We start from the raw sequence: 22146 nt of genomic DNA on the forward strand, positions 1-22146 counted from the left end.
ACGATCGCGCCGAGTGCAGCTCGTCTCATGGCGAGGTCTCATCGCGCGGGTTGGTACGCCAGACGGTCTCTGCCATTTCGGCAACCGCCACGTCAGCGGCCGGACCAGCGCGGGCTGAGCCACACTGTCTGCCACGCGACCGAGACGGTGCGGAAATTCGTACCGGTGCGTTCGACGATCCCGGACGTGTACGCGACCTTCAGCGTGTAGCGCGTCTTCACCGGCAGTGACATCGTCGCGCCGACGCGCGCGTTGTTCAGCGGCGCCGACGGCGTGCCGCCGGTCGTCTGCGCGCTGCCGCCGCGATACCAGGTCCCGTCGCCAGCGATCCAGAACCCGCGCCGGATGGTGTAACTGGCGTGTCCCTGAAGGGTGAGAATCGGATCCTGCGATCGCGCGACGCCGCCGGGATACGAGTCCGGGTTGTCGAAGTAGAGCCACCCGCCGACGTAGGCGTCGAGATCCCAGTGGCCGCGCGGCACCGAGACGCCGAACTCCGGCTTCAGACTCCAGCGATTGGTGCCGAGGTTGATGAGCTTCGTGCTGCTGTACTGACTCGCCGGCACGGTTGTCGTCAGGCTCGCGCCAAGGACGACACGCCGCGGCGCCGCGGCGAACTCGCGCGGCGACATCGCATCATTGCCGCGGAAATTCATCGACAGCCTGACGCGCGAGTCGGCGAGGCCAGAACGTGTCACTTCCCGGCGATCCTCCCCGACGTTTCCCGTCACGTCGCCGAGCACATACGGCACTGCCACGCTGAGGAGTCCCAGCTTGCCAAACAGATTGAAGGTGTGGCCGAGACCGGCGGCGGTCGCTTCGACGGTGGCCTGGGCGTCGGTGATCGGCAGCGACGGATCGAAGACGACGCTGCCGGTGGATCGGCTGTAGCTGACGACGAGGAAGTTCACGCCGACGGGAGATGCCGAGTAGGCGCGCGGTTCCATGTCCTGCGCACGCGCCACGCCAGGGTTGGCTACGGTGCTTGCGAGTACAAGGGCGATCAGCAGGTTCCGCATCGGTCTCGTGTCAGTCTCGTCGGGAGATCCGCAAGCAGTCTATGCGGTTTTCGGCACGCGCTCCGACATGCCGGAGAATCTCCGCCGTCGCCATCGTGGAGTCCCGGGAGACGACGTGCGGCCGGATGTCAGAGCGGCCGAGGTGGCGCGGTGGACGGGGGAGAGCCTGCGCCGCGGTAGAACGCGTCGATCGAGGCAATCTCACGAGCCCGGCGATCCGCCGGCCACGCCAGTTCGTCGGCGGCGATGCGCGCGGCCGCGGCGGCGAGTTCAGGGCCTGGATGGTGCATCGCGCCGAGCTCCATCCGCCGGATCACGATGTCGGCGAGCGTGATCGCCATCTCGTGGCGGATCGCATGGACGACTTCCGCGCCGACCGACGGCCGGCCGGGCACGAGCGGCATGCGCCAGTCGGTCCGCTCGGCCATCAGCCGTACGATCGGCGCCGAGCGGTCGCCGTAGACGCTGGTGAGGTGGCTGACGATCGCCGGCGACAGCTCGAGGCCGGCGGCGCGGGCGGTCTCGATCACCAAGGCCTCGTGGTCGGCGATGCCTGCCCCTGGCAGCACGGCGATCGGCTCGCGCGCGGGTCGGAGCGACGGCTGGCCCAGGCGCCGGATTGCCGCGTCGGCGGCCTTCGCGCCGGTCGCGCGCGCGGTCGTGTACTTGACCCCGACAACCGTCAGCGCTCCGCCGGAACCCTCCGCGTCGTGATCGATGATCTGCGGCGACGCGAGCAGCGCGGCCGAGCCGTCCCGCCGCTGCTGCGCCGGCACGATGCCGCGGTGGACGAGCGTCACTTCGTCGCGGGTCAGGCGCAACGCGGGGAATGCCGCGTTCGCCGCCGCCACCATGGCATCGATTTCCTCCGGCCCCACAGCGAGGTCGGACGGCTGCTGGACGCGCGCCGACTGAAAAGTGCCGACCATCGCGCGGCCGTGCCACGGCGTCAGGGTCAGCATCGCGCCCGACGGTCCGCGAGCCGCCAGCGCCATGTCGCTCGCGGGCTTCGACGTCACCAGGTTCATGGCCTTGAGGAGCGGCAGCTCTCGGGCGACGCCGAACAGCCGCATGATCTCGCCGGCGTGGGCACCGGCGGCATTGATCGTCAGCTTGGCACGCACCTCGAGCTCCTCGCCGCTCAGCGCGTCGCGCACCCGCATGCCGGCGACCTTGCCATGGTCCTTGACTGCGGCGATGGCCGCGGCGTAGTTGACCAGCCGCGCGCCGTGCGCGGCCGCGCCCTCGGCAAACGCGAGGCTGAGACGGTTGGCGAGCACCATCTGATAGTCGTACCAGTTGGCGCCGCCGGTGAGACCCTCCTGCCGGATGCCGGGGAAGAGCTTCAGGGTCGCGGCGCGCGAGACGAGTCTGGCGGGCGGCAGGTGCAGCTCCGGTTCGACGCCGACGTTGCGGTCGCGTCCGAGCCAGGCGTCGATCCGGAACGCGGCGTGCAGCGCCAGTCGACTCCTGACCAGCGAGCGATAGGTACCGACGAGAAAGGGGAGCGGGCGCAGCAGGCGCGGCGCCATGCCGGCGAGCGCCCGCCGTTCCAGGATCGCTTCGCGCGCGTGCCGCAGCCGTCCGGTCTGCAGCGACCGCAGTCCGCCGTGCGCGGTCCGCTGATGGTTGAACGAGGTCGAGGCGGCGAAGTCCGCCTTGTCGATCAGCGCGACCGAGACGCCCCGCCGCGCCGCCGCGAGCGCCGTCGCGAGGCCGTGGATGCCGCCGCCGACCACGAGGATGTCGTACTGAGCGTTGGCGAGGGCGTGAAAGTCTCGGCGCTCCACAGGGTGAATATATAGTAGCGTCTCGCGACTCGACGCATGGCCACGATCACACAGGTCCGGGACTACTGGAACGCCCACATCCACGATCTCGACGTCAGTGCTCACCAGCCGGGCACCCGCGAGTTCTTTCAGGATCTGGATCAGTATCACTTCGAGAAGCTGCATCACCTGCCGAGGCTGATCGACTTCGACGCCTATCGCGGCAAGCGGGTGCTCGACGTCGGCTGTGGCGCCGGCACCGATCTGGCGCGATTCGTCAAAGGGGGCGCGCTCGGCGCCGGCGTCGATGTCTCGTCGTCAGCCATCGCGCTCGCCAGGCAGAACTTCGCGCAGCAGGGGCTGGAGGCAGACCTGCGGGAAGCCGACGGCGAACGGCTGCCCTTCGAGGACGACACCTTTGACCTGGTATTCGCGCACGGCGTCGTCCAGTACACCGCCGACGACACGGCGCTGGTCGAGGAATGCCGCCGCGTGCTGCGGCCTGGCGGAACTGCGATCTTCCAGGTCTACAACCGCATCTCGTGGCTCAACGCGCTGTCGAAGGTGATGAAGGTGCCGCTCGAACACGAGGACGCGCCAGTGCTCGAGCGCTACAGCGCGAAGGAATTCCGGGCGCTCCTCGGCGGATTCCGCGACGTGCGCCTGGTGGCGGAGCGGTTTCCGGTGAAATCGCGCCTGCACGGCGGCTGGAAGGGGTTGGCCTTCAACACCTGCTTCGTCGGCACTTTCAACGCTCTGCCGCGCGCGTGGGTGCGCCGCTTCGGCTGGCACCTGCTGGCGTTCTGCACCAAAGAGCGCCGGGGATAGAGATGACGCCGATGCGCCCCATCCGGCGCCGCGCGACGTGGGAGGGCCTGTGAGGCTGGTCAAGGGACACGCCTACGGCAACGACTTCCTGCTGGCGGCCGCCGATCAGATTCCAGCCGGTGCGGATCGCGCATCGCTGGCGCGCGCATTGTGCGATCGCCATCGCGGCTGCGGCGCCGACGGGCTCATCGTCTTCACGACGTCCGGCCGTATGGATCTGCTCAACGCGGATGGCAGCTATTCCGAGGTGTCGGGCAATGGTCTCCGCTGCCTGGCGGCGTGGCTGGCGCGTGAGAACGGACTCCCGGCAGGAGGTCGGATCGACATCGAGACCGACGCCGGCGTCAAGGCGCTGGAGCTGCTCGCCGTCGAGGGACCGCGCTATCTGTTTCGTGCTGCGATGGGGCCGCCCGAGGATCTCCAGCGGCGGACGATCGATGTCGGCGGTACGCCGGTTGACGCGATCACGCTGCGAGTCGGTAATCCGCAGTGCGTCGTCCTCGGCGCGGTGACGCACGAGCGCCTGCACACGATCGCGGCGCAGCTCGCCGTCCATCCGATCTTCCCGCACGGCAGCAACGTGGAACTCGCCGAGGTCGAGGCGCCCGACCAGGTTCGCATGCTGATCTGGGAGCGTGGCGTCGGACCGACCCAGGCGTCGGGTACCGGCGCCTGTGCGTCGGCGGTGGCGGCCATGGCGTACGGCGGCGCCTCGCGCGATCTGCGGGTGACGTCGCCGGGCGGGACGCAGCGCGTGGAATGGACGGAGGCCGGTCTCTATCTGACCGGATGGGCCGAGCTGGTATTCGAAGCGCGGCGGTTGACGTCGGACTGAGGCGTACGTCACACCTGGCGCGCGGTGCCTTCGGGCGGCAGAATGTCGCGCGATTCACGCAGGCTGCGGAACCCGCGGTCGACCAGGATGAGATGGTCGATCACCGCAATCCCCATGATCTCGCCGGCCTTCATCAACCGTAGTGTCAGCGCCACGTCGTCGCTGCTCGGACGTGGATCGCCCGAGGGGTGGTTGTGGAAGAGGATGATCGCCGCCGCGCCGGCGACCGCTGCCTCGCGGAACACCTCGCGCGGGTGAACGATGCTGGCGTCGAGCGTACCGACAGATACGAGCGTGGTGCGCAGCATCTGGTGGCGCGTGTCGAGCAGCAGCACGCCGAAGTGCTCGACCGGCTTCACCCCGAACTGCGGCACCAGCACCCGCGCCGCGTCGGTCGCGGAGGCGATCAGCAGACGCTCGCGACGGCCCCGCAGCAGCGTGCGCCGGCCCGCCTCGACGGCCGCGATCAACTGCGCGGCGCGCGCCACCCCGATGCCCGGCACGCGCCGCAACTCGTCCGACGAGCAGCGCGCCAGCGCGTGCAGGCCGCCGACCGCGTGCAGCACCGCGTTGGCCAGCTCGAGCGCGCCCGCGTTCGGCACGCCGTGCCCGAGCACGATCGCGAGCAGCTCGTTGTCGCCAAGAGCCGCCGACCCGGCGCGCGCGAGCTTCTCGCGCGGCCGGTCGTGAGTCGCAACCGTCTTCATGTTCCTTCGGTTCCTTCGTTCCTGCGTGTCCTTCGCCGTCCTTCGTGCCCTTCGTGATACGGTTTTCCCTGTGCGCCGTGCGTTGATCGGACTGTTGCTGCTGGCGGCCGCGGCCTGCTCCGAACCCCCCCAGAAAGAAATCGATCAGGCGCAGTCGGCGATCGACGCCGCCCGCGCCGCCGGCGCCGACACTGGCGCGGCTGCGGAGTACGCGGGCGCGACAGAAACGCTGCAGAAAGCCCGCGCGTCGGTCGATCAGCGCGACTACCGTCAGGCGCTCAGCTACGCGATCGACGCCCGTCAGCGGGCAGCCGAAGCCACGGCGCTCGTCGCCGCAGCCAGGACGCGGCAGAAGGCCTCGGCGGAGGCCGAGTACGCGACCGCCGCGCAACGCGGATCGATTCTCGAAGCGGATCTGCATGCCGCCGAGTCGGCTCGCGTCCCGGCGCAGCAACTGCGCACTGCCCGGGAGGCGCTCGACGCGGCGAAAGGGACCTTGCAAGAAGCGCGCAGACGGCTCGATGGTGGGAATACAACGGACGCGGAAGCGACGCTGGTGACAGTACGCGAAAAGCTCGATCTTGCCGCGAAAGCCGTGCAAGCGATTCCGCAGCATGGCAGAGCCACCCGGCGACGGCACTGACCGATGCTGTACCTTGATTGTTTTTCAGGCGCGTCCGGCGACATGGTGCTCGGGGCGCTTCTCGATCTTGGTCTTCCGCTCGACGCGCTGCGCGCCGCACTCGGCAGCCTGGCGCTCGAATTCGGCGACGTCGGCGCCGACGTCGTCACACGCGCGGGAGTGACGGCCAGGAAGTTCCGCCTCACCGATACCCGCGAGAAGACGGCGTCTGGCACGCACGCGCACTACCACCTCAAGGGCATCGTCAAAGCGATCCAGCGCTCGTCACTGTCAGCAGCCGGGCAGGATCGGGCGATCCACATGTTCGAGCGCCTCGCCGCGGCCGAAGCGGCGATCCATGGGACGCCGATCGAGAAGGTGCATCTGCACGAGGTGGGCGCCCTCGATTCGATCATCGACATCGCGGGGGCCGTCTTCGGGTTCGAGTATCTCGGCTTCGACGACATCGAGGCGTCCCCGCTGAACGTGGGCGGCGGGAGGGTGCGGTGCGCGCACGGCGTGTTTCCCGTGCCGGCGCCCGCCACCGCCCGGCTGCTCGAAGGCGTGCCGGTCTACGGCAATGGCACGTCGGAGTTGGTGACGCCGACCGGCGCGCTGCTGGTGACCACCTATGCGAAGGCCTATGGTCCGCTGCCGGCGATGACGATGTCGAAGATCGCCTATGGTGCCGGCGATCGCGATCCGACAGACACGCCCAACGTGCTCAGGATGGTGAGCGGCACGCGAACGCCACAGACGCGCACGTCGGGCGTCGCCCCGCGACCGTCCGACACCGAGACGATTCTCACGATCGCCTGCGAGATCGACGACATGAATCCGCAACTCTTCGGACCGCTGATGCAGCGCCTGCTTGCGCATGGCGCACTCGACGTGTTCTATACGCCGGTGCAGATGAAGAAAGGCCGTCCCGGCACGCTCGTGACCGTCTTGGCCAGACCTGCGTCGCGCGGGGCACTGACCGACGTGCTGTTTCGTGAGTCCACGACGATCGGCGTGCGCTATCAGGAGATGGAACGCTGCTGCCTGGAACGGACGGTCGAAACCGTGCAGACGCCGTACGGCAGCGTCCGCTTCAAGGTGGCGCGACGCGACGGACGCGAGCTGAACGCCGCTCCCGAGTTCGACGACTGCGAACGATTGGCGGCCGAGCAGAGCGTGCCGATCAAGGAAGTGCAGGCGGCCGCCTGGCACGCGCGCGGCCGTTGATGTGGAGATGTGAGCCTCTCCACATTTCCACATTTCCAAATTTCCACATAAACTTGTTCGGATGCCCCGGTTCTATCTGACGACGGCGATCGACTACGTCAACAGCTCGCCGCACCTGGGCACGGCCTACGAGAAGATCACCGCCGACGTCATCGCCCGTTACAAGCGTCTCGCGGGTTTCGAGACGTTGTTCGTGATGGGCAACGATGAGCATTCGCAGAATGTCTTTCGCCGCGCCAGAGAACAGGGGATGGATCCGGTCGCGTACTGCGATCAGATGGAGCGGGAATTCCGGGCCGCCTGGGATCTGCTCGACATTTCCTACGACGACTTCATACGAACCACCCAGCCGCGGCACGCCGCGGCGGTGCAGGAGTTCGTGCGCCGGATTGCCGCCGCGGGCGACGTCTACGAAGGCTACTACGAGGGCTGGTACTGCGTCGGCTGCGAAGCGTTCAAGCAGGACAAGGATCTCGTCGACGGCAAGTGCCCGCTCCATTCGACTGTCGAGTGGATCAGGGAGAAGAACCATTTTTTCCGTCTCTCCAAGTATCAGCAGCCGCTGCTGCGCCACTACGCCGCGCACCCGGAGTTCATCGAGCCCGACGTACGGCGCAATGAAATCCTGCGGCTCGTCGAGGGCGGCCTCGAGGACATCTCGATCAGCCGCGCCGGGCAGTCCTGGGGCATTCCCGTCCCGGACGATCCGCAGAGCGTCGTCTACGTCTGGTTCGACGCGCTCATCAACTACGCCGCGGCGGCGGGCTTCGGCACCGACGCCGCGAAGGCTGCGCGGTGGTGGCCGGCCGACCTGCACGTCATCGGCAAGGACATCACCCGCTTTCACACGGTGATCTGGCCGGCGATGCTGATGGCGGCGGGGCTCGAACTCCCGTCGCAGGTGTTCGGTCACGGGTTCATGACGGTGGAAGGCCAGCGCATGAGCAAGTCGCTCGGCAACGTCATCGATCCGAACGAGGCCGCCGCCAGCCACGGCGTTGATCCCCTGCGTCTGTACCTGGTGAAGGAAGTGACCTACGGCGGCGACGGCGATTTTTCGTGGTCGCGGTTTCACGAGCGCTACAACGTCGACCTGGCCAATAACCTGGGGAACCTGGTCAGCCGGACGGCGACGATGGCGGAGAAGTATCGCGGCGGTCGCCTCGCGCCGTCCGGCGAGCCCGGACGTCTGGCGGACGCGGCCGCGGGCGCCCTGGCCACGTATCGCCGCGGCATGGATGCCTTCGCGCTCGAGCAGGGCGCGGCGGCAGCGTTCCGGCTCGTCGACGCGGCCAACGAGTACATCGCCGAGACGGAACCCTGGAAGCTGGCGAAGGACGAGGCGAACGCGGCGCGGCTCAGCCAGGTGCTCTTCGACGTCGCCGAGGCGGTGCGCGTCGCCGGCGTGCTGCTGCTGCCGATCATCCCGCGTTCGGCGGCCGAGATCCTGCGCCGCGTCGGCGAAGGGACGCCTGCCGCCGACCTCCGTCTCGAAGACGCGGCCTGGCGTAACAGCGGCGAGCGGATCATGCTCAAGGGGGCGGCACTGTGGCCGCGGGCCGACATCCCGGCCGCAACCGGCGCGCGCACGAGCACCGACAAGCAGGGATCGACTGGCGACAAACAAGGACCCGGAACGCCGGACGTGGCGCCCGCCGCAGCCGCGGCAGGCACGCCGGCCGGGCGCGCGATGAGGAGCAACCACGTGTCAGAACAGCAGAATCCAGGCCCGGCCGCGCCCGCATCAGCACCCGCGGCGCCACCGGCCGACAACCGCATCACCATCGACGACTTCATGAAGATCGACCTGCGTGTGGCGAAGGTGCTCACGGCGGAAAAGGTACCCAACTCGCGCAAGCTGATGAAGCTGTCGATCGACGTGGGCACCGAACAGCGAACGCTCGTCGCCGGCATTGCCGAGGCCTACGAGCCGGAGCAGCTCGTCGGCCGGACGGTCGGCGTCGTGTTCAACCTCAAGCCGGCCAAGCTGATGGGGATCGAATCGAACGGCATGATCCTCGCCGCCAGTCCCGAAGGGGGGAAGCCGACGCTCGTCGCGTTCGAAAGTGACGTGCCGCCCGGTTCGCGCATCCGGTAGACGGAATGGACCGAGCGTGAGGCCCCGGAGCGAATGGTGAGGCGAGCGAGCGTCGCGAGGCGAGCCACGCCAACGGCGCGCGCCGGCGAAGCGGCGCGCCAGCGAGCGTGTAGGGGGTCCGCGGGGCGAAGCCCCCGGATCAAATGATCGACAGTCATTGTCACCTCGCCGACGAGGCGTTCGAGCGCGATCTCGACGCCGTGGTGGCGCGCGCGACGGATGCGGGCCTGACCGCGGCGCTGGTGATCCTGTCGGCCGGCGACGAGGCTGAAGCGGCGCGGGCCCGCCGCGTCCGCGAGTCGTGGAGCGCGGTCCGGTTCGCGAGCGGGGTGCACCCGCACAATGCCGGCGCGTTCGCGGGGCGGCCGGAGGCGGCCGCCGCGGTCGCCGCGGCGCACGGCGGGGCGTTCGCCTCGTGCGGCGTCGGCGAGATCGGCCTCGACTATCACTACGATTTCGCGCAGCGCGACGTCCAGCGCGCCGTCTTCGCGGCCCAGCTCGCGCTGGCCACCGAGCTCGCGCACCCGGTGATCATCCACACCCGCGAGGCGACCGACGACACCTTCGACCTGCTGGCGCAGGCCGGCGTCGGCCGGGGGGTGTTCCACTGCTTCACGGGCGATGCCGCGATGGCGCGGCGCGCCCTCGACTGCGGCTTCTACGTGTCGTTCTCGGGGATCGTGACGTTCCCCAAAGCCGAGAGCATCCGCGAGGCGGCTCGGCTCGTTCCGGACAACCGGCTGCTCGTCGAAACCGACAGTCCCTACCTGGCGCCGGTGCCGCGGCGCGGCACGCGCAACGAGCCGGCGCACGTGGCCCACGTGGTGGCGGCGGTGGCGGCCGTGCGCGGCGCCTCGGCCGGGGACGTCGCCGAACGGACCAGCCTCAATTTCGACGCCCTTTTCGGGCCGTGCTGAGTCTGATATTGTGAAGCAGCAACCGGCGACACCCCTTTGAGCGAACTCGCGCAAAACCTTCCCGTGACGGCGGATCTGGCGCAGATCTTCGAGCCGATCCGCGACGATCTGGATCGCGTCGAGCAGGAGTTCGAGCGCCGTATCCAGTCGCGCGTCGCGCTCATCCCCGAAATGGGGAAGTACATCCAGAAAAGCGGCGGCAAGCGCGTGCGCCCGGCCGTTCTGCTGATGGCGGCGCGCCTGAGCGGCTATACCGGCGACAAGGCCGTCCTCAACGCCTCGGTCGTCGAATTCATCCACACCGCCACGCTCGTCCACGACGACATCATCGACGGCGCCGACGTCCGGCGCGGCCGCCTGGCCGTCCATTCGCGGTGGGGCAACGACATCACCGTCCTGCTCGGCGACTACCTCTATATCAAGTCGATGGCGATGGCGCTGACGCAGGACTCGCTCGACATCGTGCGGCTGCTCTGCGACGTGACGCTCCGCATGATCGAAGGGGAGCTCTACCAGCTCACCAAGACCGGCGACGTCGACATCACCGAGGACGAGCATTTCGAGATCATCCGCCGCAAGACGGCCTACCTGTTCGGCGGCTGCGCCGAAATCGGCGGCCTGCTGGGCGGCGTCTCGAAGGAGCGGCAGCACGCCCTCCGCGAGTTCGGCTTCAACCTCGGGGTCGCCTTTCAGGTCGTCGACGATCTGCTCGACTACACCGCCGAGGAATCCGCCCTCGGCAAGCCGGTCGGCGGCGATCTTCGCGAAGGCAAGGTGACGCTTCCGATCATCTACCTGCGGGAACGGGGCGGCGAGGAAGCCGGCCGCCTGATTCGCAGCGTCGTCTCCGAGCGCGCCGTGTCGAAGGAGCAGTGGCGGCAGATCATCGCGCTGCTGCGCGAGCACCGGACGCCCGATCTCGCCTACGCGAAGGCGACCGAATACGCCGGCAGGGCCAAGGCGTCGCTCGAGATCTTCCCGCCGAGCCGCGAACGCGACGCCCTCACGGCGCTCGCCGACTACGTCCTCTCCAGGGACCGGTAGTCCCGGCCCCCGCGCCTCTCGCTACGTGGCATGTCCCGGCGCCTCGCCGGGCGCCAACTGCGCCGCGAGCTGGTGCAGGAACAGTCCGACGTCGGTCACCAGCCCCATCGTTTGAGACGACCCCCGATCGGCCAGCTTGGTGACCACCGCCGGGTTGATGTCGACGCACACGACCGGCACCCACGCCGGCAGCATGTTCCCGACCCCGATCCCGTGCAGCATCGTCGACAGGACGATGACGATGCCGACGTCCTGCAGCGCGGCGGTATAGCGATTCTGCGCCTCGGTCATGTCGGTGATCGTGTCGGCCAGCGGCCCGTCGTCGCGGATGCTGCCTGCGAGGATGACCTCGACGCCCGCGCGGTGGCACTCGACCATGATGCCGCTGGTCAGGATTCCGGCATCGACCGCGGCCCGGATGCCGCCGGCTCGGTTGACCGCGTTGATCGCGCGCATGTGGTGGCGGTGGCCGCCGCTGACCGGCGCCCCGGCATCGAGGTCGACCCCCAGCGAGGTGTTGAAGAGCGCCTGTTCGGCATCGTGGACCGCCAGCGCATTGCCGGCGAGGAGCAGGTCGGCGAAGCCCGCGCGAATCAGCCGGGCGAAGTAGGCGGCCCCGCCGGTGTGGACGACCACGGGTCCGGCGACGAACGCGATGCGCCGGCCGGCCGCCTTCACGTCGCGCATCATTCGCGCGATGCGCATCACGCTCACCTCGACCCGCCGCTCCGACGACACGTCGTTGGACATGAACGTGAAATCGGCGCGATCGCGATCGCGGAATTCCGGCGTGACGCGGATGCCGTCGAGCCCGCAGACCACGCGGTCGCCGGTGCGCAGATCACGCAGCTTGCGGCACTCGGCGCCGTCGGCCGTGAGTACGACGGCGGCGTCCATGCGCTGTTTGCGGACGTCGAGCCACAGCCCGCCGACCCGGACCTGGGTCCGCTGGTTCGTGGTCGAGTAGAAGTCCTCGGGGGCGGCGCCGTCGCGGTCGCCGTCGCGGATGACGGCGTCCTGTTCGCTGGCCGCATGGCAGCCGAGCGGAATCAGCGCCTCGACGAGCGCGCTCAGAGCGCCGGCGTCGGGGGCCGACACCTTCAGCGTCAGCCGGGAGTATTCGTCGTTGGTGCGGCCGATCGTGAACGCGAGGACCTCGAAGGCGCCTCCGCGGTGGATGATCGCGTCGAAGATGCCGCTCAGGAGCTGCGAGTCGATCAGGTGGCCTTGAGCGACCACGGTGGCGGACGGCTGCATGGTGAGGGTCAATTATAGGTACACTGGACGCTCGACCGCATGGATCCCGCTCAGCGTCTCGACAGCCTCCGCCAGCAGATCCGACGCCACGAAGAGCTCTACTACGTCCACGACAGGCCGGAGATCTCCGACGAGGAGTTCGATCGCCTGCTGCACGAGCTCGAGCGGCTGGAGGCGGAGAACCCGGATCTGGTGACGTCCGATTCTCCCACCCAGCGGGTCGCCGGCCGGCCGACCGAGGGCTTCTCGACCGTGCGACATCTCACGCCGTTGCTCAGTCTCGACAACGCCTACAGCGAGGAGGAGCTGCGCGCCTTCGACGAACGGGTGCGCAAGGGCGCCGGTCCCGCCGCGGGTCAGATCGCCTACGTGGCCGAGTTGAAGATCGACGGGCTCAGCATCGCCTTGACCTATCAGGACGGCGTGCTGGTCCGTGGCGCGACGCGCGGCGACGGCACGCTCGGCGAAGACGTCACGCCCAATGTCAGGACGATCCGCGCGATTCCGCTGGCGCTCGCCCGGAGAATGCCGGGCCGCCTTGAAGTGCGCGGTGAAGTGTACCTGCCGCGCGTCTCGTTCGAGCGAATGAACCACGAGCGGGAAGCGCTCGGCGAGCCGCTCTTTCAGAATCCCCGGAACGCGGCGGCCGGGACGATGCGCAATCTCGAGCCGTCGCTGGTGGCCAGGCGGCGGCTGTCGGCGTTTACTTACCAGACGGTGGTGGGGCCAGGGGACTCGCTGCTCCTGCCGGCGGAAGGGGATCAGGGGGCGCCGGTCGTGTCGTCGCATGCGGCGGTCTTGCGGGCACTGCAGCGTCTGGGTCTTCCGGTTGAGCCGCATTGGCGTCGATGCGAGAACATCGACGCGGTCGTGGCGTTCGTCAACGAGTGGGGGGACAAGCGCCGGGGCCTCCACTTCGACACCGACGGGGTCGTCGTCAAGGTCGACGACCTGGAGCTGCGCGAGAAGCTGGGAGCCACGGCGAAGTTCCCGCGATGGGCGACGGCCTACAAGTTTCCCGCCCAGCAGGCGCAGACGAAGCTGCTGCGCATCGACGTCAACGTCGGGCGCACCGGCGCCAACACGCCCTACGCCGTGCTCGATCCGGTGTTCGTGGCCGGCTCGACGATCTCGATGGCGACGCTGCACAACGCCGAGGACATCGCTCGGAAGGACCTGCGCGAAGGGGATACGGTCGTGATCGAGAAGGCCGGCGACGTCATCCCGCGCGTGGTGGCGCCGATCGTCGGGCTGCGTCCGGCCGACTCCGTGCCGTGGGTCATGCCGATGGACTGCGCGGCGTGCGGCAGCGCGCTGTCGCGAGACGAAGAGGAAGTGGTCTGGCGCTGCGAGAACACGTCGTGTCCGGCCCGCCTGCGCCGGAGCCTCGAGCACTTCGCGTCGCGCGGCGCGATGAACATCGAGGGGCTCGGCGAATCGCTGGTCGATCAACTGATCGAGCAGGGACTGGTGCGCGACTTCGGCGACCTCTACCACCTGACCGCCGCGCAGCTCGAAGGGCTGGTCGTGGCTCCCCGCGAACCGCGCTCCGAACGTGCGGTGCCGCGAAAGCTGGGCAAGGTCGGACGCAACGTCTGCGAACAGATCGAACGCAGCCGGCACAACGATCTGTCGCGGCTCGTCTACGCGCTGGGCATCCGCCACGTCGGCGAGAAGGCGGCGGCGACGCTCGCCCGCCACCTCCGCACGATGCCGGCGCTGCTCGACGCGCCGATCGCGTCGCTGCAGGCCGTCCCGGAGATCGGTCCGGTGCTGGCGGCGTCGGTTCGGGCGTTCGCGGAGGAGCCGCACAACCGCGGCCTGGTCGAGAAGCTGGCCGCCGCCGGGGTCAACATGGAAAGCCAGCAGCCGCCGCCGGCTGCGGCCGCCGCCGGGGCGCTTGACGGCAAGACCTTGGTGCTGACCGGGACGCTGCCGACGTTGACCCGCGAAGAGGCCACCCGGATGATTCAGGAGCTCGGCGGTAAGGTAGTCGGTTCGGTCAGCCGCAAGACCGCTTACGTGGTCGCGGGCGCAGACGCCGGCAGCAAGCTGCAGAAGGCGACGGACCTTGGCATTCAGGTGCTCGACGAGACCGCATTTCGCGAGAAGATAGACACTGGCAACTGGTAATCGCTCCCTGCCGACTGGGAGCCGTGACCAGTCGCCTTCCCTGATGCGCCGCTACACGCTGATCGTCGTCTCGCTCGTCGCCGTCGTGTCGTTCCTGCTCGGCGCCATCGTGACGGGCGGGTCGCCTGGCACGCCGACGGTCGCCGCGCCGCAGGCGCGTGCCACGATCCGCCCGGTCGGCCGACACGCGCCGGCGCCGGCCGGTGTCGGCGCGCCGAACTTCGCCGACGTCGCCGAGCGGCTCAATGCGTCGGTGGTGAACATCGACGCGGCATCGCGCGCCGGCCGCGATCGCCGGCCGCACGGCGACGACCAGGAGGGCGCCCGCGACTTCGACGTGCCGCGCCAGGGATCGGGCAGCGGCTTCGTCATCGATCGGACGGGCTTCATCCTGACCAACTACCACGTCATCGAGGACGCGGACCGGATCGCCGTGACCCTCGCCGACGGCCGTCTGCTGCGCGGCGAGATCGTCGGCACCGACCCGGCGATCGACGTGGCGCTCGTGCGGGTCGGCGGTGCGGGCCCGCTGCCCGAAGCGCCGCTGGGCAATTCCGACGAGCTGCGCGTCGGCGAATGGGTCTGCGCGATCGGCAATCCGCTCGGCTACGTCCATTCCGTGACCGTCGGCGTCGTCAGTTTCATCGGCCGCAAGCTGTTCGACGCCAGCCTCGACGACTACATTCAGACCGACGCCGCCATCAACCTGGGCAACAGCGGCGGCCCGCTGATCAACGCGCGCGGCGAGGTGATCGGCATCAACGCCGCGATCAGTTCGCGGGCGAACAACATCGGCTTCGCCGTGCCGATCAACCAGGCCGTCGCGATCCTGCCTCAGCTCAAGGCGCACGGCACGGTGTCGCGCGGCTACATCGGCGTGACGCTGGTCGACGTCAACGCCGATCTGCAGCGCTCGCTGAGGCTCGGGGTATCGCGCGGCGCGCTGGTCGAGGACGTCCGCGCCGACTCGCCTGGGGAGCGCGCCGGGCTGAAGCCCTACGACGTGATCCTGACGGTCGACGGCCGCGAGATCTGGACCAACGAGGAGCTGATCCGCGACGTCTCCGGCCGCCAGCCCGGCACGGTGGCGCGTCTCGAGGTGCTGCGCGACGGCCATCGTGAGCTCGTGCCGGTGAAGCTCACCGAACGCCCCGGCACGGAGGACAGCCTGGCCGGGGGCGCGTTGCCGACCCGCGCACCGGCGGCGCCGTCCGACCCGCTGCTCGGACTGACGGTGCGCGACATCGACGCGGCGGCGGCGCGGCGGATGGAGCTGCCGTCGTGGCTCGCGGGGGTCGTGGTGGTGCGCATCGATCCCGCGGCGGCTTCATTCGTGCCAGCGATGCGGCGCGGCTTCGTGATTGTCGAGATCAACCGGCAGCCCGTTCGATCGCCGGCCGAGTTCCAGCGGGTGATGAACGCGGCGCGCACCGGTGACGCGCTGGCGTTTTACGGCTACGATCCAGCCGTGAAGCAGCGGGCGATCGTGATGGCGACGGTGGATGCGCGATGAGCGGGAGCAGATCATGAAGGCGAGAATCCTGGTCATCGACGACGAGGCCGAGATTCGGCGATCCGTGCGGATGATCCTCGAGTACGAGGGGTACGACGTGCAGGAGGCGGCGAGCGGCCCCGAAGGGCTGGCGCTGATCGAGCGGGAGCCGCCCGACCTGGTGTTCATGGACATCCGCATGCCAGGGCTCGACGGCCTGGAGGCGTTGCAGAAGATCCGCGAGATCAACGAGGCGCTGCCGGTCGTGATCATCTCGGGACACGGCACCGTCAGCACCGCCGTCGAGGCGACCAAGCTCGGGGCGTTCGATTTCATCGAGAAGCCGCTGGCCAGCGAGCGGGTGCTGGTCACCATCCGCAACGCGATCGACTCGACCCGGCTGCAGAACGAGAACCGCTCGCTCAAGCGGGCCGTCGAGGCGCGCCACCAGATGGTGGGCGAGAGCCCGGCGCTCCGCTCGATCTGGGACGCGATCAAGCGCGCCGCGCCGACCAACGCGACCGTGCTGCTGCTCGGCGAGAGCGGCGCCGGCAAAGAGCTCGTCGCCCGCTCGATTCACCGCAACAGCCTGCGGAGCCGCGAGCGCTTCGTCCAGGTGAACTGCGCCGCCATTCCCGAGGAGCTGATCGAGTCGGAGCTCTTCGGACACGAGAAAGGCTCGTTCACCGGCGCCACCGAGAAGCAGATCGGCAAGTTCGAGCAGGCCGACCGCGGCACCATCTTCCTCGACGAAGTCGGCGACATGAGCGCCAAGACCCAAGCCAAGGTGCTGCGCGTGCTGCAGGAAGGGGAGGTCGAGCGGCTCGGCTCGGCGCGCACGATCAAGGTCGACGTGCGCGTGATCGCCGCGACCAACAAGGATCTCGAAGTCGAGATCGAGCGCGGCACCTTCCGCGAGGATCTCTACTTCCGCCTGAGTGTCATCCCGATCCGGGTGCCGCCGCTGCGCGACCGCCGCGACGATATCCCGGCGCTCGTCCGCCACTTCGCCGATCTCTTCGGACGCGAGAACAACCGGCGCGCGCAGCGGTTCACCGCCGCCGCCCTCGAGTTCATGCAGAAGGCGCGCTGGAAGGGCAACGTCCGCGAATTGCGCAACACGGTCGAGCGGCTGCTGATCATGACGCCCGGCGATTCGATCGACGTCGACGACCTGCGCGACGTGGTCCGCGCCGAGGTCAAGGCTCCGGCACCGGAACCGGCCGGTGCTGCCGGCGGCGTCTCGCCGAACACGTTGCGCGAGTTCAAGGAATCGGCCGAACGCAGGTTCCTGGTCGAGAAGCTGCGCGAGAACGCCTGGAACATCTCCAAGACGGCCGAGGTGATCGGCACTCCGCGATCGAATCTCTACAAGAAGCTCGAGCAGTACGCCATCAGCCAGGAATCAGACGGCTGAGTCGTGCGACAATACGAGGTTGTCGCAGAGTGCCAGACGATCGCCCGTTGTCGCGCCCGCGTGGGCGCGGCGGCGAGAGGAAAGTCCGAACTCCGCAGGGCAGTGCGCCGGTTAACGGCCGGTCGGGGCGACCCGAAGGACTAGTGGCACAGAAAACATACCGCCCTGAGCGAGGCCGCAAGGCCGAGTGAAGGGTAAGGGTGAAAAGGTGCGGTAAGAGCGCACCGCGCCGGTGGCAACATCGGTGGCAGGCAAAACCCCGCACGGAGCAAGGCCAAATAGGGGGACCACGGCCCCGCGCGCAAGCGTGGCGGCCGATCGATCGGCCCGATCGACGTGTCTCCGGGTAGGCTGCTCGATCGCGTCAGCAATGACGCGGCTAGAGGAATGATCGTCGCTCCGCCGCGAGGTGGAGAACAGAATTCGGCTTACGGCGCTCTGCGACTCTATTTAATTCTTTAGGTGTATGTGCATCCTGACAGATACGCGATCCGTAAGACGGTGATTGACGGTTGAGTCGCTGCAGGTTAACGTAGTTGTCACACCCCATGGTACGGCGTCTCGTTCTACCGGTCATGACAGTTCTGCTGATCGTCAGCGCTGTCCTGCCGGCGTCCGCGGCGACCCGGCGCGCGTCACGCGTTCGCCACATCGCGCGCGTCAGCGTCCAGAGGGAAGGGCGCGGCAGCATCATCGCGGTGACCTACCGCAGCGGGCCGCGGCTCCACATCCGGTTTCTCCATTCCGCCACGGCCATCGACCGCGTCGCGCTGAGCGACGCCGACTACGACGGCCGGCAGGACATCCTGGCTCTGCCATACGACGGCCGGCTGCAGTTGTGGCGTAACGTCGGACAGGGCAGGTTCGTCCTGGCCTCGCTGCCGGGCGGCATACGCCTGGTGGCAGAGCGCGGACCGCGCTACCTGCGCTACGGGTCCGGCGACGAGGCCTCGCAGTGGGGCGACGAACGATACGACGCCGCGATGCCGCGCGCGCCGGCTGCGGCGACTGTCCTGCCGGTTGCGCTCCTCACTGTTTCCGCCCCCGCTTCCGCTCCCCTCGTTTCCGTTCCATCCCGTCCCGGCCGCGCTCCGCCGTCGCTCTCGTAGCCCTCTCGCAGTCACGTTCGTGTTGGGTCGTTTCGCGCGCCGGCTGGGCCGTGCGTACGGGCGGCGCCTTACAGGGATTCCGTTCCGGAGGGAACTGATGCGTGTTCTGTTGGTGGATTTGCCGGCGCGCGACGGTATCGTCTCGAAAGACACCGTTGTCGGCGGCTACGGTTCGCGGCTGCTACCGTTCACGCGGGTCACCGCGGTCATCGGGACGCTCAAGGAGCGGCTGCACGCCGTGCCGAGCGTACAAATGGCCTATCTCGCCGGCGTGTTGTCCCAGTACGGGCACGAGGTGATCTGGTCGCACGGCGAGTTTCCCGAGACCGGACGGCCCGACGTGGCGATCGTGCTCAGCTCGCTCGTCGACTACCGCAACGAGACCGCCTGGGCCGATCAGGCGCGGGCGCGTGGGATTCGCACCGGCTTCGTTGGCCTCACCGCCTCGAAATTGCCGGAGCTGTTCCGCGATCACGCCGATTTCGTCATCCTGGGAGAGCCCGAGTCGGCAGTCCAGCGGCTGGCCCGCGGCGAGACGCTGACGGGGGATTGCGTCAGCGACCCGATCAACGATCTCGACTCGCTGCCGTTTCCCCGGTGGAACATGCGCCCCGCCGAGAAGCGCCGCTTCACGCTGCCGTTCGCCGGCCGCGGAAACGGCGGCGGCATCCCGCTGCTGGCGAGCCGAGGGTGCCCCGAGTTCTGCACTTATTGCCCGCACCGCATCCTCGCAGGCCATCGCGAGCGATCGGTGGCCAATATCCTCGAGGAACTCGACGTGCTGAACCGGACGTTCCGGCGTCCGTACGTGATCTTTCGCGACCCGCTGTTCACCGTGAACCGCGATCGCGCGATGGAGCTGGCCGAAGGGATCCGCTCGCGCGGCTTCGACCTGCGCTTCGAGTGCGAGACGCGCATCGACCGTCTCGATCCGGCGCTCCTCAACGCGCTCCATGCCGCCGGCCTGCGCGCGATGAGCTTCGGCGTCGAGTCGATGTCGCCTGAAACGCTGAAGAAAGTCGGCCGCCGTCCAACGCCCGAAGCGCAGCAGCGGCTGATCATCAACCAGTGCCGCGAGCTCGGCGTCGCTACGGCGGCGTTCTACGTCCTCGGGTTCCTGCACGACGACTGGCAGTCGATCGCCGCCACCATCGACTATTCGATCGACCTGGGGTCGACAGTCGCGCAGTTCAAGCTGCTGACGCCGTACCCCGGCACGCCGCTCTTCAAGCAGATGCGGCCGCGCATCTTCGAGACAGATTGGCAGAAGTTCGACGGCTTCACGCCGACCTTCGAGCACCCAAACCTCACCGCCCTGGAGATGAAGTTTCTGCTCGGCGCCGCGTACAACCGCTTCTACCTGCGGCCGTCGTGGCTGGCTGACTGGGCGCGGGTGACCGCACCGAGCGTGCGCGCTGGCGTACGGCGCCTCGACGAACGCGCCAACGCCCGTCACGCGCGGCTGGAGATCAGCGACATGCAGCGGTCGGTGAGCTGCTGAGCCGTCAAGGTGAGGCATCCGGGGGGCGCCGCCCCTCGGATGGGATATGCTTGCATGCTTATTGCTTAGGCAGGCGGCATGTCGACTTACCTCGTGACCGGCGGAGCCGGCTTCATCGGCTCGCATCTCTCTGAAGAACTTCTGCGCCGCGGCCACGCCGTGCGGGTGGCCGACAGCCTGATTACCGGCAAGCGCAGCAACCTCGCTCACCTTCCGGCGGTGGAATTCCTGCAGGGGGATCTCGCCGATCTGCCGTTTGCCCAGCGCGCCGTGCAGGGGGTGGACTACGTCCTGCACCAAGCGGCCATTCCGTCTGTCCCCCGATCGGTCAAGGATCCGATTGCCTCGAACCGTGCCAACGTCGAGGCGACCCTCAACGTGCTGGTGGCGGCGCGCGACGCCGGCGTGAAGCGCCTGGTCTTCGCCGGGTCGTCTTCCGCGTACGGGAACGCGCCGACCCTGCCCAAGCACGAGGGCATGCCGAACAGCCCGCTCTCCCCCTACGCGCTGCAGAAGGTGATCGGCGAGCAGTACCTGCAGATGTTCACGACGCTCTATGGGCTTGAGACGGTGTCGATCCGCTACTTCAACGTGTTCGGACCGCGCCAGGATCCCTCGTCGCCCTATTCCGGTGTGATTTCCGTGTTCGCGACGGCGCTGCTCGCCAATCGTTCGCCGACCATCCACGGCGACGGCGGACAGACCCGCGACTTCACCTACGTCGCCAACGTCGTCGACGGCGTGCTGCGCGCCTGCGAGGCACCCGGGGCGAGCGGCGAAGTCATCAACGTCGCGACCGGCGGCCGCATCTCGCTCAACGAACTGTTCTCGAAGATGCGCGACCTCGCCGGCGCGACGGCCGAGCCGACCTACGTCGAGACCCGGGCCGGCGACGTCCGCGACTCGCAGGCCGATATCGCCAAGGCGTCGAGGCTGCTTGGCTATACGCCGATCGTGTCGTTCGAGGAGGGCCTCTCGCGGACCCTCGACTGGTACCGATCGGAAGCCGTCGTCTAGCAACCCGTGATCCGGATCGGGATCCTGATCACGGATCCCGGATCGATGATCAGGGATCGATGATCCCCGATGAAGGATCCAGGATGAAGGATCAGGGATTCGCGATTCGACATCGTCTGCTGGTACTCCTCTCGGCCGCGATCGCCGCGCTCGTCCTTTCGGCCGGCCCGCACGGCCAGTCGGTTGTCGCGGCATCAGATCGGATGTGGTTCGCACCATCTCCAGGGTCGATCGACTATCTCGATCTCTTCACCCGTCCCGACGAGTGGCCGCTCGCGCGGCAGCTCGTGTCGGTCTTCAAGTTCTATCAGCAGCACACGCAAACGCCGGCGCCCGCGCTCGTCGGGCCCAATACCTACGACGCGCTGGTACGCGCCAACGCCTTCCGGCTGCTGACCTCGTGGCACAAGGCGATCGCGATCGAGGCCGGCGCGGTGAAGGACTTCTACTGCACGCCCGATGCGAGCGGCATGAACGCGGCGATCGCCGTCACCGTCGCGTCGATCCAGGCGGTGCAAGCGGCGGGTGGCACGGTCGGCTACGTCTCGATGGACGATCCGTTCGCATCGGGGCAGGCCACCGTGTGCGGAGGGCCGGCGCTCGAACCCACCGCCGATCGGATTGCCACGTACGTGCATGCCGTCGGGGCAGCATTTCCAGGGATGCGAATCGGGTTCAGCGAGGCGTTTCCGCTGCTGAGTGAACCGAGCCTCGAGCGGGCGCTCGATCTGCTCATCGCCCGCGCCGCCGCGCCGGCGTTCCTGCACGTGGACGTCGACTCGCGGGCGCTCGTACGGTTCGGCGCCGACTTCACGCGGGACATGCGCGCGCTGTCACAAGCGTGTCGAGCCCGCGGCGTCGCGTTCGGCGTCATCCTCTGGGGCTACAACGGCGACGCCGATGCCCTCTACGCGGCCGATGCGGGAGCCGTGGCGCGCGAGGTCGGCGCCGCGTTTCCGACCTGGGAGGACATGCCAGACAACCTGATCGTCCAGAGCTGGGCGGTCTCGAGCACCGGCCTGGCGATCACCCCGTCCAACCTCCCTGAAGACCAGCTCGACACCCACACGAATCTCGTTCGCCAATTCTGGCATCAGTTCCGCGGTCAGACGGCGCCGCCTGTCGATACCGCCGTGAAGAAGCGGCCGTAAAAG

At 68.5% G+C, this 22146-nt stretch carries 18 protein-coding genes and 1 other RNA gene; 15 read left to right on the top strand and 4 right to left on the bottom strand.

Annotated features, from left to right (window positions below):
- Window positions 1–92 precede the first annotated feature (92 nt).
- A complete protein-coding gene (locus tag VGI12_07410; protein HEY2432487.1) occupies window positions 93–1019 on the bottom strand; it encodes a transporter in 927 nt (308 codons plus the stop codon).
- 128 nt (window positions 1020–1147) lie between these two features.
- Window positions 1148–2809, bottom strand: a complete 1662-nt coding sequence (locus VGI12_07415; protein HEY2432488.1) for an FAD-dependent oxidoreductase — start codon at window positions 2807–2809, stop codon at window positions 1148–1150.
- A 36-nt stretch (window positions 2810–2845) separates the two neighbouring features.
- Between VGI12_07415 and VGI12_07420 the strand changes: the two genes are divergently transcribed.
- Both VGI12_07420 and dapF read left to right on the top strand, forming a co-directional pair.
- Complete coding sequence (locus tag VGI12_07420) at window positions 2846–3616, top strand: class I SAM-dependent methyltransferase (protein ID HEY2432489.1); 771 nt, start codon at window positions 2846–2848, stop codon at window positions 3614–3616.
- 49 nt (window positions 3617–3665) lie between these two features.
- Window positions 3666–4451 (top strand): diaminopimelate epimerase, encoded by a 786-nt coding sequence (dapF, locus tag VGI12_07425; GenBank protein HEY2432490.1) that lies wholly within the window; start codon window positions 3666–3668, stop codon window positions 4449–4451.
- Between the two features lie 8 nt (window positions 4452–4459).
- Here dapF and radC read toward each other — a convergent pair whose 3' ends face one another.
- Window positions 4460–5158 carry a DNA repair protein RadC gene (gene radC / locus VGI12_07430; GenBank protein ID HEY2432491.1) on the bottom strand — a complete coding sequence of 233 codons (699 nt, stop codon included), beginning with the start codon at window positions 5156–5158 and terminating at the stop codon, window positions 4460–4462.
- A gap of 25 nt (window positions 5159–5183) precedes the next feature.
- On the opposite strand from radC, the gene VGI12_07435 reads away from it, so the two are divergent.
- The 5 genes from VGI12_07435 (at window position 5184) to VGI12_07455 (ending at window position 11066) form a co-directional block, all read left to right on the top strand.
- Window positions 5184–5801 (top strand): DUF4398 domain-containing protein, encoded by a 618-nt coding sequence (locus VGI12_07435; protein ID HEY2432492.1) that lies wholly within the window; start codon window positions 5184–5186, stop codon window positions 5799–5801.
- Between the two features lie 3 nt (window positions 5802–5804).
- Complete coding sequence (gene larC, locus VGI12_07440; protein HEY2432493.1) at window positions 5805–7007, top strand: nickel pincer cofactor biosynthesis protein LarC; 1203 nt, start codon at window positions 5805–5807, stop codon at window positions 7005–7007.
- A gap of 61 nt (window positions 7008–7068) precedes the next feature.
- Window positions 7069–9105: a methionine--tRNA ligase gene (gene metG, locus VGI12_07445; GenBank protein ID HEY2432494.1), complete on the top strand. Its 2037-nt coding sequence runs from the start codon at window positions 7069–7071 to the stop codon at window positions 9103–9105.
- A gap of 143 nt (window positions 9106–9248) precedes the next feature.
- Window positions 9249–10022 carry a TatD family hydrolase gene (locus tag VGI12_07450; GenBank protein ID HEY2432495.1) on the top strand — a complete coding sequence of 258 codons (774 nt, stop codon included), beginning with the start codon at window positions 9249–9251 and terminating at the stop codon, window positions 10020–10022.
- Between the two features lie 36 nt (window positions 10023–10058).
- Window positions 10059–11066, top strand: a complete 1008-nt coding sequence (locus VGI12_07455) for a polyprenyl synthetase family protein (GenBank protein ID HEY2432496.1) — start codon at window positions 10059–10061, stop codon at window positions 11064–11066.
- A 21-nt stretch (window positions 11067–11087) separates the two neighbouring features.
- On the opposite strand, the gene VGI12_07460 is transcribed toward VGI12_07455, so the two are convergent.
- Window positions 11088–12323, bottom strand: a complete 1236-nt coding sequence (locus VGI12_07460; GenBank protein ID HEY2432497.1) for a TIGR00300 family protein — start codon at window positions 12321–12323, stop codon at window positions 11088–11090.
- Window positions 12324–12362: 39 nt separating this feature from the next.
- Between VGI12_07460 and ligA the strand changes: the two genes are divergently transcribed.
- The 8 genes from ligA to VGI12_07500 all read left to right on the top strand — a co-directional run bounded on the left by ligA (window position 12363) and on the right by VGI12_07500 (window position 22143).
- On the top strand, window positions 12363–14456 hold the full coding sequence (gene ligA, locus VGI12_07465) for an NAD-dependent DNA ligase LigA (protein ID HEY2432498.1): 2094 nt from the start codon (window positions 12363–12365) through the stop codon (window positions 14454–14456).
- Between the two features lie 43 nt (window positions 14457–14499).
- Window positions 14500–15969, top strand: coding sequence for a trypsin-like peptidase domain-containing protein (locus tag VGI12_07470; GenBank protein HEY2432499.1), 1470 nt, complete (start codon window positions 14500–14502; stop codon window positions 15967–15969).
- 13 nt (window positions 15970–15982) lie between these two features.
- Entirely contained in the window at window positions 15983–17365 is a 1383-nt protein-coding gene (locus VGI12_07475; protein HEY2432500.1) for a sigma-54 dependent transcriptional regulator, read from the top strand.
- A gap of 24 nt (window positions 17366–17389) precedes the next feature.
- An RNA gene (gene rnpB / locus VGI12_07480) (RNase P RNA component class A) lies at window positions 17390–17811 on the top strand.
- Window positions 17812–17940: 129 nt separating this feature from the next.
- Complete coding sequence (locus tag VGI12_07485; protein ID HEY2432501.1) at window positions 17941–18474, top strand: VCBS repeat-containing protein; 534 nt, start codon at window positions 17941–17943, stop codon at window positions 18472–18474.
- Window positions 18475–18571: 97 nt separating this feature from the next.
- Entirely contained in the window at window positions 18572–19975 is a 1404-nt protein-coding gene (locus tag VGI12_07490; GenBank protein ID HEY2432502.1) for a B12-binding domain-containing radical SAM protein, read from the top strand.
- A gap of 78 nt (window positions 19976–20053) precedes the next feature.
- On the top strand, window positions 20054–20992 hold the full coding sequence (locus VGI12_07495; GenBank protein HEY2432503.1) for an SDR family oxidoreductase: 939 nt from the start codon (window positions 20054–20056) through the stop codon (window positions 20990–20992).
- A gap of 83 nt (window positions 20993–21075) precedes the next feature.
- Window positions 21076–22143, top strand: coding sequence for a hypothetical protein (locus tag VGI12_07500; GenBank protein ID HEY2432504.1), 1068 nt, complete (start codon window positions 21076–21078; stop codon window positions 22141–22143).
- Window positions 22144–22146 lie beyond the last annotated feature (3 nt).

This window comes from Vicinamibacterales bacterium, assembly GCA_036496585.1.
GTDB lineage: Bacteria > Acidobacteriota > Vicinamibacteria > Vicinamibacterales > 2-12-FULL-66-21 > JAICSD01.